Origin of the sequence: Corynebacterium kroppenstedtii (genome assembly GCF_016894245.1) — a bacterium.
Lineage (GTDB): Bacteria > Actinomycetota > Actinomycetes > Mycobacteriales > Mycobacteriaceae > Corynebacterium.
Genome location: NZ_CP069792.1, coordinates 296,625 through 311,960, shown reverse-complemented (window position 1 = coordinate 311,960; position 15,336 = coordinate 296,625). Strand labels below are relative to the sequence as shown.

The window sequence follows — 15,336 nt, the reverse complement described above, 5'->3', positions numbered from 1 at the left end:
GTTTCAGTTACTGTGGACTACGCGCTCCCAAGATGCAGCCAAGCACAAACGTTCCTATAGACCCGAATGAGTGCAGAGACACCAATGACCACTCCATCTAGCACCGGAGCTGCGACATACCAGCCTGCCGGATCCCATCTCCCATCCGCCGCTGACCAGGCAGGGCTATCATCACCTGGTAACGGAACTATCCCGCCGAAGGCCCAAAGCGGCCATAACGCACCAGGAAAAGTCCGCGCAGGCGACCGAATCTTCCACGGCCTGGCGACGGGATCAGCAATGATGATCACCATTATCATCGCTGCTATTGGAGCATTTTTGCTTTGGCGTGCCATCCCTGCGCTGCGGAACAACACCGAAAACTTCTTCACCTACAGCGGTGATTGGAATACTGCAACAACGTCGGCAATGCATTTCGGTATTCCGAACCTGTTCTTCGTCACCGTGACGGTGTCCTTGGTAGCCCTTGTTTTGGCGATGCCGGTAGCGCTGGGGATAGCAATCTTTTTAGCGCAATATTGTCCTCAGCGATTCGTAAAACCGATCGCATTTGTTGTTGACCTTCTAGCGGCCGTCCCCTCTATTGTTTTTGGTTTGTGGGGTGCCCAAGTTCTGGGGCCAAAACTCGGAGGCTTCTATGAATGGATTCATTCCTGGGCAGGTCAGTTCATTCTTTTTAAAACCTTTGCTAATTCTCCCGCTTTCGCAACAAGCAGAAACCTGTTGACCGGTGGAATCGTCTTGGCCATCATGATTCTCCCCGTGATCGCGGCTACAGCGCGAGAAGTTTTTGTTCAAACTCCTCAAGGCCACATTGAATCTGCCCTAGCATTAGGGGCAACACGATGGGAAGTTGTCACTTTGACCGTTTTGCCTTTCGGTTTCTCGGGTTATATTTCCGGAGCCATGCTGGGGTTAGGACGAGCCCTGGGCGAAACAATGGCGCTGTACTTAGTGATCTCACCGAGCTCAGAATTTCGTGGTTCCCTCTTCGATGGTGGCACAACGTTCGCCACGGCCATTGCGAACGCTGCTCAAGAGTTTAATAACAACATTCAGGCTGGCGCCTACATTTCAGCTGGCCTCGTTCTCTTCCTTTTGACGTTTGTCGTCAACGCTATCGCCCGGGCCATTGTGGCGAAGAGATAAACCTCGACCCGACACACCAGCTATCAATTACGCAAAGTAGGGAGCGCCACGATGTCACACGCGGTCTCATCGCCAGCATTACAACCACGTATTTCTCCTCATCAAAAAATCGAAACATCAACAACCTTTACTGCTATCTCGACCCGTCGAAAAGTGACGAATGAAATGGCGCGGGTTCTTGTCTTTGCAACGGTGATCGTCGCATTCATTCCGTTGCTATGGGTGCTGTGGGAGCTGATCTCACGCGGTGCTGCTGTCACCTTGAGCTCCAGCTGGTGGATGAAATCCCAGATGGGCATCATCGAATCCCAAGCAGGTGGCGGTGCCTATCACGCGATCATGGGAACACTCATTCAAGCGCTCATAACGTCAGCGCTATCGATCCCCATTGGTGTGCTGACGGGAATATATTTAGTTGAATACGCGGGGGAATCCCGTCTGGGCAAAGTGACCACCTTTATGGTGGATATCTTGACGGGCGTGCCCTCAATCGTTGCGGCGTTGTTTATCTATTCGCTATGGGTAGTGCTCTTCGGATTTGAACGCTCGGGTATGGCAGTTTCTCTTGCTTTAGTTCTGCTTATGGTTCCGGTGATTATCCGGAACACCGAAGAGATGCTGCGGGTTGTTCCTCAAGACCTGCGGGAAGCAGCGTACGCATTAGGAGTCCCGAAATGGAAAACTATTGCCCGCATTGTCCTCCCTACTGCAATGTCCGGCATTATCACGGGAATCATGTTGTCGGTTGCAAGAATCATGGGTGAATCAGCGCCCGTCCTCATCTTGGTCGGATATAACGTCGGTACGAATTTCAATCCGGTCGAAGGTCCACAAACGTCACTCCCACTCATGATGTTGGCCATGTATAAAGCTGGAACCACGGGTGCAGCCGTCGACAAGATGTGGGGTGCGGCCTTCACACTCGTCATCATTATTGCTGTATTGACTATTGCGGCTCGGCTTATTTCTCGCCGATTCTCGGTCAAGACATAACAAGGGTCCCCCGGGCACAAGGGGCCGGGCGCGAGGGCCCGGACCCTGCGGCTCGGACAATTTTTTGCACACGGCTTTAAGGAGAACGGTCACGATGGCTAAGCGCCTAGATTTAGAAGATGTCAATATTTATTACGGGGATTTCCACGCGGTTCAGGACGTCACCATGCATGTCCCTCCGCGATCTGTGACCGCCTTTATCGGACCATCGGGATGTGGTAAGTCCACCGTACTGAGGACAATTAACCGGATGCATGAAGTGACGCCTGGGGCATATGTCACTGGGTCGATCAAGCTAGATGGCGAAGACATTTACGCTGCCAAAGTAGATCCCGTAGCCGTGCGAAACACCATCGGTATGGTTTTCCAAAAAGCGAACCCTTTTCCGACGATGTCCATTGAAGACAATGTCGTCGCGGGGTTAAAACTATCCGGTGTGAAGAACAAAGCGCGTTTGAAAGAAGTGGCCGAACGGTCGCTGCGCAGTGCGAACCTGTGGGATGAAGTGAAAGACCGGCTGGATAGACCGGGTGGAGGGCTCTCCGGTGGCCAGCAGCAGCGATTGTGTATTGCGCGCGCGATCGCTGTAGAACCAGAAGTCCTGCTCATGGACGAGCCCTGCTCTGCGCTTGACCCGATTTCCACTTTGGCGGTGGAAGATCTCATTCACGAGCTGAAGAAAGAATTCACCATCGTCATTGTTACCCACAACATGCAGCAGGCTGCGCGGGTCAGCGACCAAACAGCCTTTTTCTCACTTGAATCTACGGGTAAACCAGGCCGGCTCGTGGAAACTGGGCCGACACAAGAGATTTTTGAGCGTCCCAAGCGGAAAGAAACGGAAGATTACATTTCCGGTCGGTTCGGATAGCAACTCCTACTCGTAGATCGTGCGGGCGGGTAGCCCGACGACCCATGTAGATAGTACGGGTCAGGTTGTCGAAACATAGCGTCGTCAAAAAGTGACAGGGCCCATACTGCGTCGCGAACGAAGACATGAGATAGTCATAGGGGTGTGTAACCACGGCCACGTTGGCTGGAAATGTTGGGTGTGGTTGCGGACCGGTGTTCGCGAGCACAGTGCCCGAAACAAGAGGTGGCTCACGCGGGCATCCAGATCAGAGGGCGAACTGGGGGTCATTCGGGCCTAGGGGAGTCCTGCAAAACTTGTCAGCGTAACCGCACGGTGGCGTCATGACGTGTCCCGAACAGGAGAAAACATGGGCCGACAATCAACTCCGCACATCAACCCCCACGGCGTACCCATCGCCGAGACAATCCTCCTGCCCGGCGACCCACTCCGAGCAAAATTTATCGCAGAGACTTACCTGGACGACGCTGTTCAGTTCAATTCCGTCCGTAACGCCCTTGGATACACGGGCTCCTACCAGGGCAAAGAAGTCTCAGTGATGGGGTCGGGGATGGGCATCCCCTCTATCTCCCTGTACGCCTGGGAGCTCATCCATGACTTTGGAGTGAAGAAACTCGTCCGCGTCGGGTCATGTGGCTCATTGCAAGAAGATCTTGACCTTTATGACGTCGTCATTGGGCAAGCTGCCTGTACAGACTCGAATTTCATGTCCCAGTACAACCTGCCCGGCGTATATGCACCGATCGCATCGTACCGATTGATCGAGGACGTTCGAACTCGGGCGAAGAAGGCCGGAATTACCACGCACGTGGGTAACGTCCTGAGTTCTGATGTGTTCTACAACTACCAGGATGACGTCAACCAACGGTGGGCCGCGATGGGCGTTCTAGCTGTGGAAATGGAATCCGCAGGGTTGTACGCCACTACCGCAGAAGCAGGCGTCGAAGCACTCGGGATTTTCACCGTCAGCGACAACATCGTGACGGGGGAGTCCACTACCGCAAGTGAACGAGAGAAGGCATTCACCACAATGATGGAGCTCGCCCTTCCACTCGCAGCGATCTAAGCAGGCAACGATGGCACGTACTGAATCAGCAACACTCGCCTCGGAGACGACTGGCAAGAAAGTGTTAAACCCCAAAGCCGCCGTTCCCGTTATTTTATTTACCTTCGTATTCAGCTTGGTCATTGACAACGGCTTTAAGTTCATGTCCAAGCCCATTGCCGACGACCTCCACCTCTCTGCAACAACGGTCAGCCTGCAAGCCACATTGGCAGGAATTGTCATCGGTATCGGCGCTGTGGTTTATGCCGCGCTCGCCGATACGTTCAGCATAAAAAAGTTGTTGTACGTGGGGATCGGACTGACCGTTATTGGTTCCATCATCGGGTTTGTGTTCCAACACTCGTGGCCAATGGTGCTGGCCGGGCGAATTATCCAAACCACCGGACTGGCCGGGGCGGAGACCCTATACGTTATCTACGTCACCAAGCACATATCAGCGAAAGACCAGAAGACATACCTGGGATTCTCCACAGCTGCCTTTCAATTGGCCATGCTCATCGGCGTCCTCACTAGCGGATTCATATCCACGTACATCTCGTGGACAGCAATGTTTTTGGTCTCTGCGGCTCTCATCCTCGCGGTGCCGTTCATTGCGAAAACTGTTCCCGATGATGAAAGAGTCAGCGCCAATTTGGACGTTATCGGACTTTTCCTCATCGGAGTTTTCGCCACGTTCGCTGTCATTTTTATGCAAGAATTTCAGCCCATCTACGCTGTCATATCAGTCATCGGCGTTGTACTCTTCGCGGTGTACATCAAGGTCAATAACAAGGCCCTCGTTCGGCCGGAATTCTTCCTCAACGGCCGCTACGTGTGGGCCTTAGTTGTTGTTCTCATTTTGTACTCCGTGCAGCTGGGGTACATTTTTTTCTTCCCCTTTATCGTATCCACCCTGCACGGGTTGGGAACAGATACAGCATCCATGTTGATCGCTCCCGGCTACGCTTGCGCAACTGCCGTCGGAGCTGCGTCGGGAGCTATTGCAAAGGTGCTGAAAACACGGCCGGCCATCATCATGGCGTTATCCTCGATTTGTGGGGCCCTTGTCATTCCCGCAATTATTCCCGACACATCCTTGTGGTTATTGATTCTTTCCATGATGTTCTTCGGGAGCGGATTCGCGCTCATGTACGCACCTTTGATGGCCTCAGCAATCAAGAAGATTCCGGCCGAGAAAACGGGCGTTGCCATCGGTTTTTACAACCTGACCATTAATATCGCGATCCCCGTCGGCATTGCATACACAGCCAAGCTGATCGACATCGAACCGACATTCCTCAGCGGGCTGACGCAGGGTACCGGACACACTGCTCACGCGTATGCCACCGTGTTGTGGATCCTCGCAGGGATTACCGCCGTGGCCTTCGTCGTTTATGTAGCGTCCGATCGCTATCTCACCATGAGAGAAAAACGACGTGGCGAGACACTCGATGGGGATAACGTGGCTGATCCGGCAGCTGTCGAGGCTTAGGCGTAGGCATCGACCCGACGGTACCCACCCCGATGGGACTCACCAGCGGGAGATCCTAAAACGTTCCTCCATAGCGTTGCTGGATCTCGTCAAAGTGGCGGGTGAACGTGGCTTCGCGGTCACGTTCATCTTTCCCGCCGACATACTCTTCCGGACGCATACCCGTCGCCAAGTAAATAACGCGAGCACCAATTTGAACCGCGTGATCGGAGTAACGCTCGTAGTAGCGCGATAGCAAGGTGACGTCGACGGCGTTCGTCGTCGTGTATGGCCACTCACGCTGCGTCGTCAACACAAAAATGTGGTGGTGGAGATCATCAATGGCATCGTCGTCGCGGGCCAACTGTAGTGCCAGCTCCGGGTCGTGGGACACCAACACGTCGTGCAGGGTAGCCGTGATGTCCAAACACTGCTTCGCCATCTCGGAGAAATACGGCACCATGGATTCCGGAACCGCACAATCCGGGTGGCGGCGCCGGGCTACCTTCGCAATGTGCACCATCAGTGCCGACATTCGCGAGAGATCCTCCACAATGTATGTGCCAGAAATGACACGACGAAGATCACGGGCGACTGGGCTCTCTAACGCAAGAAGCTGAAAAGCTTGTTGTTCGCACTTACCGCGAAGCTCTTCGACGTCCTCCACGCTGGTCAAAACATCTTCCGCAGCCGTGAGATCAGCGCTTAATAACGCTCGGGAAGCATGCGACGCCATTTCTTTAATTGAATCGCACATGACGATGAGATTATGGGCAAATTCCGCCAAGTGTTCCCGATAATCGTCTCTCATGGTGGCCTAGTTTAGGACAAATTGGCGAACAATGCTTGGCTAACCCAAGACCACGTTTTTCGCGTTGTTTCCGTGCTACCCGCCTGAGTGCATGATGTCCGCACCAGCGGGGACAGTACGGTCATCAGGATCGTCCAGCCACCCCTCTGGCAGCGTCACCGCCTTCGCAGACCCCTGGCGGCCACGAGGTCCGTCGGCATCGTCGGGAAGAGCCGACGCCAACGCAGGGTCTTTCACTACTGTGTTCAGGATTTCTTCGAGTTCATCAATGCTTGTGATACGCGTGACCTTTTGACGCAATTGCGACCCCGCAGGGTAGCCGCGCAAATACCACCCCATGTGTTTTCGCATGTCACGGCACGCGGTGGACTCTCCGGAGTGAGCCGCCAACAACCGAGTGTGACGCAGAATCACATCGCATACCTCCGCGAAGGTGGGCTGAGCAGGGCGTGGCTCGCCGCGCAGGGCTGCCGATAACTCCGCAAACAACCACGGGCGCCCCAAACAGCCGCGCCCCACAACCACACCGTCGCAGCCCGTCTGATCCATCATGTCCGCGGCATCCGTCGCCTTGAAAATATCGCCATTGCCGAGCACCGGCACGCCTGTTCCCGCCAAATGCTCCTTAAGTTCACCGATTCGGTTCCAGTCCGCTGTACCCGAATAGCGTTGCGCTGCTGTTCTGGCGTGCAACGCCACAGCCTGGGCGCCTTCCTCGGCGGCAATAGCACCCGCATCTAAAAACGTGAGATGGGCGTCGTCAATGCCCGTCCGCATCTTGACCGTAACCGGTATCGTCGTTCCCTCGACGCCACGAACCGCTGCTGCAACGATCTCGCCAAACAGACGCCGCTTATAGGGTAGGGCAGCTCCTCCGCCTCGTCGAGTCACCTTCGGCACCGGACACCCAAAATTCATATCGATGTGGTCGGCCAGGTTGTCGTCGGCAATCATGCGGGCAGCTTCATACGTCCATTTCGGGTCCGTGGTGTATAACTGCATGCTGCGTGGCGTCTCTTCGGGAGCAAACTCCGTCATATGCAGAGTTTTTTCATTCCGCTCGACCAGTGCTCGCGCGGTCACCATCTCGCAGACGTATAGCCCCGACGTCGTCCCAGTTTTTTGTTTCTCAAGTTCACGGCACAACAGTCGAAAAGCCACATTTGTTACCCCCGCCATAGGTGCAAGAACGACGGGGGACGATAGCTCAAATGGGCCGATTCGGAGGGGTGCGCGGGATCCAGAAATCACTGTGCCAGTGTAAACGCGTGTGAATCTGACACCAAGTGAGGGAAGGGGGAACCCATTTAGGGGAATAGTGTGGGCTAAGACTGCCGTTTCTGTCTTTCTCTTGACCTAAAGTGGTACACGTAACAACACACCACGATCGTGGTGCGACTCACCGAGTGGTGCCCCCTCGACGACGTGCCAAATGACCGACGTGGAATGTAAAGAGAACCCCCGTTAGACCAGGAAATTCGGCGGGAGCACAGGAGGAAGATATGTCAGGACGGATAGCCAACCCGAAGTTGCAAGGCCTTATCATGAGTGCCGACGAAGCCGCCGCCAAGATTAACCCTGGCGATCAGATTGGCTTCAGTGGATTTACCGGCGCCGGATATCCCAAAGAATTCCCTCAAGCCCTGGCCCGCCGTATCAAAGAGGCCCATGACCGCGGTGAAGAATTCAAAGTCAATGTGATGACTGGTGCATCCACTGCCCCCGAGCTTGATGGTGCGTTAGCAGAAGTCAATGGCATCAATTGGCGCATGCCGTACCAATCTGATCCGACTCTTCGTAAGCGGATCAACGCTGGTGACACGTATTACAGCGATATTCACCTTTCCCATTCCGGAATGTTGTTGGATCAGGGGTTCTTTGGGCCGACAGACGTAGCCGTCGTCGAAGCGGTACGCATCAAGGAAGATGGGGCAATCATCCCGTCGTCGTCCGTCGGTAACTCGACAAACTACCTGCGTAATGCGCAGAAAATCATCATTGAAGTCAACTCCTGGCAGTCCGAAGACCTCGAAGGTATGCATGACATCTGGAGCTATGGTCAGCTGCCTAACCGTCAGCCCATTCCGATTGCCGACCCCGGTGACAGGATCGGAACTCCCTACATTGATATCGACGTCGACAAGGTCATAGCAGTCATCGAAACCGACGCCGCGGACCGCAACTCTCCATTTAAGCCGATCGACGATGATTCCAAGAAGATCGCCAACTACCTGCTTGATTTCCTCGACGGAGAGATCAAGGCTGGGCGTCTGACTAAGGAACTGCTTCCAATGCAGTCCGGTGTTGGGAATATTCCGAACGCTGTTCTCGCGGGGCTTCTGGAAGGGCCATATCACCACATCACGTCTTACACGGAGGTTATCCAGGACGGCATGGTTGACCTGATGGATCAGGGCACCATGACGGTGGCGTCGGCAACCGCATTCTCTCTATCACCCGAGTACGCACACCGGGTTAATGAAAATGCTGCAGAGTACGCCAAGAAGATCGTTCTGCGCCCGCAGGAGATTTCCAACAACCCGGAAGTTATCCGACGCCTCGGCGTGATTGCATGTAACGGCATGATTGAGGCCGACATTTACGGCAACGTCAACTCCACCCACGTCACGGGTTCCAAGATGATGAACGGTATTGGCGGATCTGGTGACTTCACCCGGAATGCCTTTGTCTCGTGCTTCGTATCACCATCACGGGCGAAGGGCGGTGCAATCTCCGCCATTGTCCCCATGGTCTCTCACGTTGACCACAATGAGCACGACGTCGACGTGATCATTACTGAGCAGGGTTTGGCGGATCTGCGCGGACTTGCTCCGCGGCAGCGCTCCCGGAAGATCATCGAGAACTGCGCCTACCCGGAGTATCGCGAGCCCCTGTTGGAGTACGTGGAGCGGGCAGAAAAGAACGCGTCCGGATTGCATACCCCTCATGACCTCCATGAGGCGTTTAACTTCCACACTCGTTTCTTGGAAACCGGCACGATGATGCCTGAATAATAGTCGACGATGGCGATGGCCTTGGCCTGTTCTCCAGGCCGTTTGCCAGGCGTCCGTAGTCATGATCTATACTGACTAGCGCACATTCAAGCATGTGCTTAGTGCTGTCGTTCACTTTCGTGGTGGTCGCAGCAGTGGGCGCTTAATGAGAATGTGTGTGGGCCTTTAGCTCAGCTGGTAGAGCTACGGACTTTTAATCCGCAGGTCGAGGGTTCGAGCCCCTCAGGGCCCACAGTAGCAGCCCCTCACCGGAATTGCCTGGTGAGGGGTATTTTTAATAGCTACGCTGGCGTCGTTGCTAATTCCTGGCATTAATCGCCGGCTGCATCGACGTCGTTGTGAGCTAGCCACTCTTTTGCAATGCGTGTGGCCCGTTTTTGCTCAGTGACACTCTCGTCGTTGAGCTCCGCAAGATTCTCTGTCGTCATCTTTTTACTTATTGAATTGATGATGTTCTCTGCTTTTCCGTCTTTAAAGTTATTCATTTTTTTACTAGCAAGAGGAACGACATTTGACGGCAGGAGCAGGTGCTGTGGGTCGTCGAGGACAGTGAGGTTATTTTTCTTGATGGCTGGATCTGCGCTAAAGATATTCGCCACCTGAATTTTTCCGTCCGTCAGCGCCTTGACCGTTAATGGCCCGCCAGAATCTTCGATAGGTGTGAAATTGACGTCGACACCATAAACGGCTTTAAGGCCCTTTGGCCCGTAGGGGCGGGATTCAGCCTCTGACGGCCCTCCGTATTTCACCGACCCCGGTACACGTGCAAGGTCACCGACGCTGTGAAGGTGGTAGCGCTGAGCGAAGTCGTGGGTAACGGTGTACGTGTCCTGGTCCGACGCACGGGAGTAGTTCAGAAGATGCAGCCCCTGTGGCGCAGCGTGTACGAGGTCCCGATACACGGCGTCAGGATCCTTCGCAGTTGCTGCGCTCTCATCATCGCCCTGTGATGATTCTTTCTCGAAGTACTGGAGTAAGTTTCCCGAATACTCGGGGATAAGGTCAATGGATTGTTGCTCTATTTCTGGGATATAGACCTCACGTTGACCAATTCGAAACTGCCTATCGACGTCGATGCCGTTCTTTTCGAGCGCTTGAGCATAGATTTCGGCGATTATTTCATTCGAATAGTAGTCCTGTGAACCGATAACGATGGTATCTGAATCAGTACTCCCGTTGGATAGAGGATTAGAGCGCGCGCACGACGATGATGTGATAATAAGGAAGCTTAAGGAAATAAGGGTTGTAATAATCCTTAGAAATCCTGATCGGGACCGCGGAGTCATTCCTGGAAGAAACGCGTCGCGGACGGACAATGGGGGTCGGCGCGATGCGGTGTGTACGTCATTCAACCGGTTGATCGTCATGATAAGTGTCCCAGCTTTGGTGTTTGTAGATCGTGTACGGGGGCGGGAGTTTTGTCCGTTACACAGTTACCGTTACATAGCTACCGTTAGATCCAGCCGCAATGTTTAATGAGCGCCGAACCGAGCCCCAGCCCATTTCTGAGCACGCCCAAGCGCTGTATCAAGGACAACTGCGAGCGCAATGACAATAAGTGAGGATCCCAACATCTCGGAATAGTCGCGCGATTTCAGTCCTGCGAAAAGAAATCGCCCAAGCCCTATATCAGCGGTGTATGCCGCCAGCGTTGCTGTAGCTATGACCTGTAATGTTGCTGCCCGGATTCCACCCATGATGACGGGTAAGGCCAGAGGCAGTTCGACGGAAGTTATGACTTGCCAGGGTGTCATCCCGATAGCTTGAGCTGCGGACGGGATATCGGGTGAGATCGATCCCACGCCGGAATAGGCCCCGGCCAGTAAAGATGGAATGGCTAACACAATGAGTGCAAGGGTGGGTGCTTTTAATCCAATGCCCAGCCACAAGCCGAATAACGTCAGCAGTCCTAAGGTGGGGATGGCGCGTGCTGCGCCGGTCAACGCTCCAATAAGGCCAGCCCCTCGTCGTAAATGGCCGATTACTATTCCTGTTGGAATCGCCACGACAGAAGATATAGCCACAATCATTAGCGTGAACCATAGGTGTTCAACTAATCGTTGTGTAATGGAATTGTTTCCTGACCAGTGGTCTGCCGAAAAAGCCCAGTTTAAGGCGTCGATAAAATAGTTCATGATGATGATCCACCTGATGCGTGGCTCCACGGGGTAAGTAGCCACGTTAAGCCTTGAATGATGGCATCCACGATGAGGGCAACAATGATCGTGGCGACGATGCCAGCGGTGACTTCCGCTGTGATACCGCGTTGAAAACCGTCCGTGAGCAGTGAGCCCAAACTAGGGATACCAACGAGTGCGCCGATGGTGACCAGGCCGATCGTTGAGGACGCGACTACGCGGAGTCCTGAAGCAATGACGGGAATGGCCAGCGGTAGATCCACTTTCCACAGGATTGTGTGGGGGGAGTGTCCGAGAGCGAGTGCTGCGTCCCGCGTGTGCGCATCGACGGAGTCGAAAGCATCTGCTGCGGTGCGAACAAGTAACGCGACTCCGTAGACCGTGAGTGCGGTGATCATAGTAAGGTGCGATCGCAACGGTGTGCCAATGATGATCGGAACTGTGATGATTAATGGTAAGGAAGGTATCGCATACATAAGGGACGCGGCGTTTAATAAAGGCCTGCCGAACAGGGGGTGGGAAAACGCATAGCGCCCTATGGGAATTGCAATAAGAAGTGAGAAGAAAATCGGGGGTAGTGCTAATTGGAGGTGTTGGCGTGTTAACTCCGCGATATCTTCCCAATTGGTGATAATCCAGTTCATGAGGTAAGAACCCCCACGCTTCTTCCATAGGAATCAAGAGCAACTGTTTGACCATTGACCGTTCGCGTTGTCAATTTTCTATTCGTGTTGCTCGCCCCAGTGAACGATGCGACAAAGTCATTCTTTGGGTTGGTCATTATCTCGGCTGGCGATCCATGTTGCGAAATTACACCGCCTTTTTCGAGGATGACGACCGAGTCGCTCAGCCGAAATGCTTCGTCGATATCGTGAGTAACGAAGAGGATTGTTTTCCCTAATTCGTGTTGGAGACGGAGGAGTTCGTCCTGCAACTCTCGACGAACGATCGGGTCAACAGCTCCGAATGGCTCATCCATGAGCAGGATGTTTGGATTTGATGCAAGAGCGCGTGCGACGCCTACTCGCTGCTGCTGGCCACCAGAGAGTTGGTGAGGGTATCGCTTCGCTAAGGCTGGGTCTAGCCCCACGCGCTCCATAATCTTTCGTGCGTTCTCTCGGGCTTCGCGGCGGGGTGTGCCTTGGAGTGTTGGTACAACCGCAATATTCGCTTCGACTGTCTTGTGGGGCATGAGCCCACCAGATTGTATGACGTACCCGATTCGACGCCGGAGGTCGACAGCGGACTCGTCCATGACGTTGTGATCGTCGATGCAGACTTGGCCGCTCGTGGGCTCGGTCATGCGGTTAACCATGCGTATTAACGTCGTTTTCCCCGATCCGGATGTGCCGACGAGTGACACGATGTGATGCGACGGTATGACCAGTGAGAAATCGTGGACGGCAGTTGAGCCATCTGGGTAGGTCTTGGATACGTGATCGAAGGTAATCAATTATTAGGCCTCCTCAGCAATAGTCTCGAGGCTATCAGAATTCGACGTCCGGGTGCTGGGGAGCAGCGTGAGAGGGTGGGGCTTCTGGGGTGGAGACGTTGTGGAGGTAGTGGCCGTCAAAAGAGCTTTTCTACCAGGCGATTTTGTGAATTTTAGGTGGTTAACGTAGTCTGTAGCAGCTGCTGCAGAGAACTCTGTAGCGCGTGCTCTCATCGTCTAGTGGCCTAGGACTCCGCCCTTTCACGGCGGCAACACGGGTTCGAACCCCGTTGAGAGTACCAAAACCCCCAACCTGTTTGTGCAGGTCAGGGGGTATTTTTTATTTGTCAAATCAGGATTTTTAGCGTCTTTGGCTCTAATTTGGCTCTATGCGAAATAGGCCAGCCATAGCCTGTCCCACAGTATCGAGGTCCTCTTCGAACAGATCTGCGTATGTATCCAGCGTTAAGACAGCTGAAGCGTGGCCGAGTTGCCGCTGCACGACTTTCACGTTCGCCCCGGCTGACACCAACAGGCCAGCGGCCACGTGGCGTAGGCCGTGAGGGGTGATTCGCGGAAACGATGGGTCCTCGGTTTGAGCTTTCTTCACAGCTGCCGCGAACCAGCCTTTAGTGCCGTCGGCCCGTTTCAGTGGCCCTCCACCGGTGTGGGGGAAGAGCCATGCACTAGGCAACCTCCCCGCCACCTGCTCGTGGATCATGCGCATAACAGGAAGGCTTACGGACACGGTGCGCCTCTCATGCGTCTTAGGCAGCGTCTCTTCAGGCTTGCCGTTGATGTAGATCACGGACCGGTTTATGCGTAGCCGGGAGTGCATTTCGTCCACGTCCTCGACTTTGAGGCCGACCAGTTCACCCCATCTGAGTCCGACGGTGCCGAGCACCCATACCACTACGGCTTTATCCCCCGCATGGTGAGCCAAGCGCTCAAGCTGCGTAGGCGTGAGATATACCTTGACGGGCTTCCCTTTGGGCGGGAGTTTCACCCCGCGCGCCGGATTAGATTTCAGATAGTTATCGTCTACGGCGACGTCGAGGATTTGGGCTAGCAGGTTGTGGGCGTGTCTGATGCTGGAGCCGGACAAGGTGGACGCCGATACCCAGGCTTGAATCTCACTTTTGCGTAGGGTTCCGATTTTCCGTTTACCCCACATGGGCAGCACGGTGCTGCGTAGGCGTGAGGCTTCACGGTCGAGGGTGGAGGGTTTGAGGTGTTGTCGGCCTTTCCGCCATGTTTTAGAGAGTGTTTCGACGGTGATGTTTGCTCCGGCGGGGTCGCGCCATTGGCCGGTGGTGAGGTCTACAGTGTTTTCTGCGGCCCAGTTTTCAGCTTGCCACTTTGTTGCGAATCCGCGTTTCTGCCGTTTGCCTTGGTCGGGGTCGTAGTATTGGACGCGCCAGGCTTTTCCTTTGGAGGTTGTGTAGGGTTTGATAGAGGACACGTGTTGTTTCTTCGTTGAGTTGGGGTACGTCAGGGGTGGTACGCGCTTTGCTATTAGCGGCTAGTTAGGTGTGGTGTGGGGTGGCTAATTCTGGGGGCGTTTGCGGTAAGTGAAGACCCCCGCAACCGGTGTGGTGTGGATTGCGGGGGCCTTGCCGTGGTGCGTGTTAGGCGACTACCGGCCAGAGGAAGCCACCGATTTTGAGGCCGATTTCGACGATGTCTTTAGCGACCTCAATTCCTTTCTTGGCGTTGTCGAGGCGCTTGGCAGAGATCTCTGCTTGCTTTTCCTTTTCTTCAGCGGTCTTTTCTTTCTTCTGGTGCTTGGTGGTGTCTTGGGTGGAGGTGGTGTTGTCGGCGGTGGGGGTGGTTTCCGCAGCGGTGGTTGCTTGGACTGCGGCGGTGGGCTCGGCCGGGGTGGTTTCTGCCATTGCTGGTGCTACTGAGGCGGTGGCGGCGATGACGAGGGAGGTCAGGCCGATGGATGCTTTGCGAAGCAAGGGGTTTCTCCTTTTTGATTCTGTTTTCCGAATGCGTGTTGTCACGCGTCTAACAGGCTAGTATGTGTGCTTAAAAATTTCAGGTTTTGTAGCCGACTGCACACACCGGGGGCTGGTCTACCGTTTAGATCGGCGTGTGGCGGTGGTAGCGGTTTTATATTGTGTGTGGGTATAGTGGTTGGTGCCTTCTTTTGAAGGTCTCTGGTAGTGGATAATGTTGCCCCGTCTGCTTTTGGTTCATGGGTAGACGGGGCGTTTTCTATGTGTGAACCCTCAGCTGATGATTGCCGGGTTATACGGTCCCGGGGTAACACTGTGTGGGGTGGAGTGCCCGTAAGAAGGATGATTCCCCTCGCGGGGGCGAGGGGAGACTGTTCTGAGGAGGAACAGATGAATGAGTTCGCTTGTTCGCACGATGGGGAACTAACGGACGACGACGGGTTTAATCGTA

14 protein-coding genes and 2 tRNA genes are annotated in these 15,336 nt (G+C 54.4%); 8 read left to right on the top strand and 8 right to left on the bottom strand.

What is annotated here, in order from left to right:
* Positions 1-84 precede the first annotated feature (84 nt).
* From pstC to I6J23_RS01565, 5 genes are all read left to right on the top strand, one after another.
* Complete coding sequence (pstC, locus tag I6J23_RS01585; RefSeq protein WP_231725414.1) at positions 85-1,149, top strand: phosphate ABC transporter permease subunit PstC; 1,065 nt, start codon at positions 85-87, stop codon at positions 1,147-1,149.
* Between the two features lie 51 nt (positions 1,150-1,200).
* Positions 1,201-2,142: a phosphate ABC transporter permease PstA gene (pstA, locus tag I6J23_RS01580; RefSeq protein ID WP_046202047.1), complete on the top strand. Its 942-nt coding sequence runs from the start codon at positions 1,201-1,203 to the stop codon at positions 2,140-2,142.
* 94 nt (positions 2,143-2,236) lie between these two features.
* The gene (gene pstB, locus I6J23_RS01575) at positions 2,237-3,013 is read left to right on the top strand and encodes a phosphate ABC transporter ATP-binding protein PstB (RefSeq protein ID WP_204582264.1); all 777 of its coding nucleotides are present in this window, start codon (positions 2,237-2,239) and stop codon (positions 3,011-3,013) included.
* A gap of 349 nt (positions 3,014-3,362) precedes the next feature.
* On the top strand, positions 3,363-4,079 hold the full coding sequence (gene deoD / locus I6J23_RS01570; RefSeq protein ID WP_204582263.1) for a purine-nucleoside phosphorylase: 717 nt from the start codon (positions 3,363-3,365) through the stop codon (positions 4,077-4,079).
* A gap of 10 nt (positions 4,080-4,089) precedes the next feature.
* On the top strand, positions 4,090-5,550 hold the full coding sequence (locus tag I6J23_RS01565) for an MFS transporter (protein WP_204582262.1): 1,461 nt from the start codon (positions 4,090-4,092) through the stop codon (positions 5,548-5,550).
* Positions 5,551-5,605: 55 nt separating this feature from the next.
* Here the strand turns inward: I6J23_RS01565 and phoU are convergent, their stop codons facing one another.
* Complete coding sequence (gene phoU / locus I6J23_RS01560; RefSeq protein ID WP_204582261.1) at positions 5,606-6,340, bottom strand: phosphate signaling complex protein PhoU; 735 nt, start codon at positions 6,338-6,340, stop codon at positions 5,606-5,608.
* Positions 6,341-6,415: 75 nt separating this feature from the next.
* Positions 6,416-7,519 (bottom strand): tRNA dihydrouridine synthase DusB, encoded by a 1,104-nt coding sequence (gene dusB, locus I6J23_RS01555; RefSeq protein ID WP_046202178.1) that lies wholly within the window; start codon positions 7,517-7,519, stop codon positions 6,416-6,418.
* Positions 7,520-7,842: 323 nt separating this feature from the next.
* On the opposite strand from dusB, the gene I6J23_RS01550 reads away from it, so the two are divergent.
* Together I6J23_RS01550 and I6J23_RS01545 are read left to right on the top strand one after the other, a co-directional pair.
* Positions 7,843-9,354 (top strand): acetyl-CoA hydrolase/transferase family protein, encoded by a 1,512-nt coding sequence (locus I6J23_RS01550; RefSeq protein WP_204582260.1) that lies wholly within the window; start codon positions 7,843-7,845, stop codon positions 9,352-9,354.
* Between the two features lie 159 nt (positions 9,355-9,513).
* Positions 9,514-9,586 (top strand) — tRNA-Lys (locus I6J23_RS01545).
* Positions 9,587-9,665: 79 nt separating this feature from the next.
* Here I6J23_RS01545 and I6J23_RS01540 read toward each other — a convergent pair.
* The 4 genes from I6J23_RS01540 to I6J23_RS01525 all read right to left on the bottom strand — a co-directional run bounded on the left by I6J23_RS01540 (position 9,666) and on the right by I6J23_RS01525 (position 12,945).
* Positions 9,666-10,640, bottom strand: a complete 975-nt coding sequence (locus I6J23_RS01540) for an ABC transporter substrate-binding protein (protein ID WP_204582848.1) — start codon at positions 10,638-10,640, stop codon at positions 9,666-9,668.
* 186 nt (positions 10,641-10,826) lie between these two features.
* Positions 10,827-11,489: an ABC transporter permease gene (locus I6J23_RS01535; protein WP_204582259.1), complete on the bottom strand. Its 663-nt coding sequence runs from the start codon at positions 11,487-11,489 to the stop codon at positions 10,827-10,829.
* On the bottom strand, positions 11,486-12,136 hold the full coding sequence (locus tag I6J23_RS01530) for an ABC transporter permease (RefSeq protein ID WP_204582258.1): 651 nt from the start codon (positions 12,134-12,136) through the stop codon (positions 11,486-11,488). The genes I6J23_RS01535 and I6J23_RS01530 overlap by 4 nt, the downstream gene beginning before the upstream one ends.
* Complete coding sequence (locus I6J23_RS01525; protein WP_204582257.1) at positions 12,133-12,945, bottom strand: ABC transporter ATP-binding protein; 813 nt, start codon at positions 12,943-12,945, stop codon at positions 12,133-12,135. The genes I6J23_RS01530 and I6J23_RS01525 overlap by 4 nt, the downstream gene beginning before the upstream one ends.
* Before the next feature lie 205 nt (positions 12,946-13,150).
* Between I6J23_RS01525 and I6J23_RS01520 the strand changes: the two genes are divergently transcribed.
* Positions 13,151-13,226: transfer RNA gene (locus I6J23_RS01520), tRNA-Glu, on the top strand.
* A gap of 74 nt (positions 13,227-13,300) precedes the next feature.
* Here the strand turns inward: I6J23_RS01520 and I6J23_RS01515 are convergent.
* A complete protein-coding gene (locus I6J23_RS01515) occupies positions 13,301-14,386 on the bottom strand; it encodes a site-specific integrase (RefSeq protein ID WP_204582256.1) in 1,086 nt (361 codons plus the stop codon).
* A 166-nt stretch (positions 14,387-14,552) separates the two neighbouring features.
* A complete protein-coding gene (locus I6J23_RS01510) occupies positions 14,553-14,885 on the bottom strand; it encodes a hypothetical protein (RefSeq protein WP_204582255.1) in 333 nt (110 codons plus the stop codon).
* Positions 14,886-15,336 lie beyond the last annotated feature (451 nt).

Excerpts from the sequence above, each read along its gene's own strand:
- I6J23_RS01535 (WP_204582259.1), bottom strand. The coding sequence starts at position 11,489 with ATGAACTATTTTATCGACGCCTTAAACTGGGCTTTTTCGGCAGACCAC.
- dusB (WP_046202178.1), bottom strand. The coding sequence starts at position 7,519 with ATGGCGGGGGTAACAAATGTGGCTTTTCGACTGTTGTGCCGTGAACTT.
- pstA (WP_046202047.1), top strand. The coding sequence starts at position 1,201 with ATGTCACACGCGGTCTCATCGCCAGCATTACAACCACGTATTTCTCCT.
- pstC (WP_231725414.1), top strand. The coding sequence starts at position 85 with ATGACCACTCCATCTAGCACCGGAGCTGCGACATACCAGCCTGCCGGA.
- phoU (WP_204582261.1), bottom strand. The coding sequence starts at position 6,340 with ATGAGAGACGATTATCGGGAACACTTGGCGGAATTTGCCCATAATCTC.
- I6J23_RS01550 (WP_204582260.1), top strand. The coding sequence starts at position 7,843 with ATGTCAGGACGGATAGCCAACCCGAAGTTGCAAGGCCTTATCATGAGT.
- I6J23_RS01530 (WP_204582258.1), bottom strand. The coding sequence starts at position 12,136 with ATGAACTGGATTATCACCAATTGGGAAGATATCGCGGAGTTAACACGC.
- pstB (WP_204582264.1), top strand. The coding sequence starts at position 2,237 with ATGGCTAAGCGCCTAGATTTAGAAGATGTCAATATTTATTACGGGGAT.
- I6J23_RS01565 (WP_204582262.1), top strand. The coding sequence starts at position 4,090 with ATGGCACGTACTGAATCAGCAACACTCGCCTCGGAGACGACTGGCAAG.
- I6J23_RS01540 (WP_204582848.1), bottom strand. The coding sequence starts at position 10,640 with ATGACTCCGCGGTCCCGATCAGGATTTCTAAGGATTATTACAACCCTT.
- deoD (WP_204582263.1), top strand. The coding sequence starts at position 3,363 with ATGGGCCGACAATCAACTCCGCACATCAACCCCCACGGCGTACCCATC.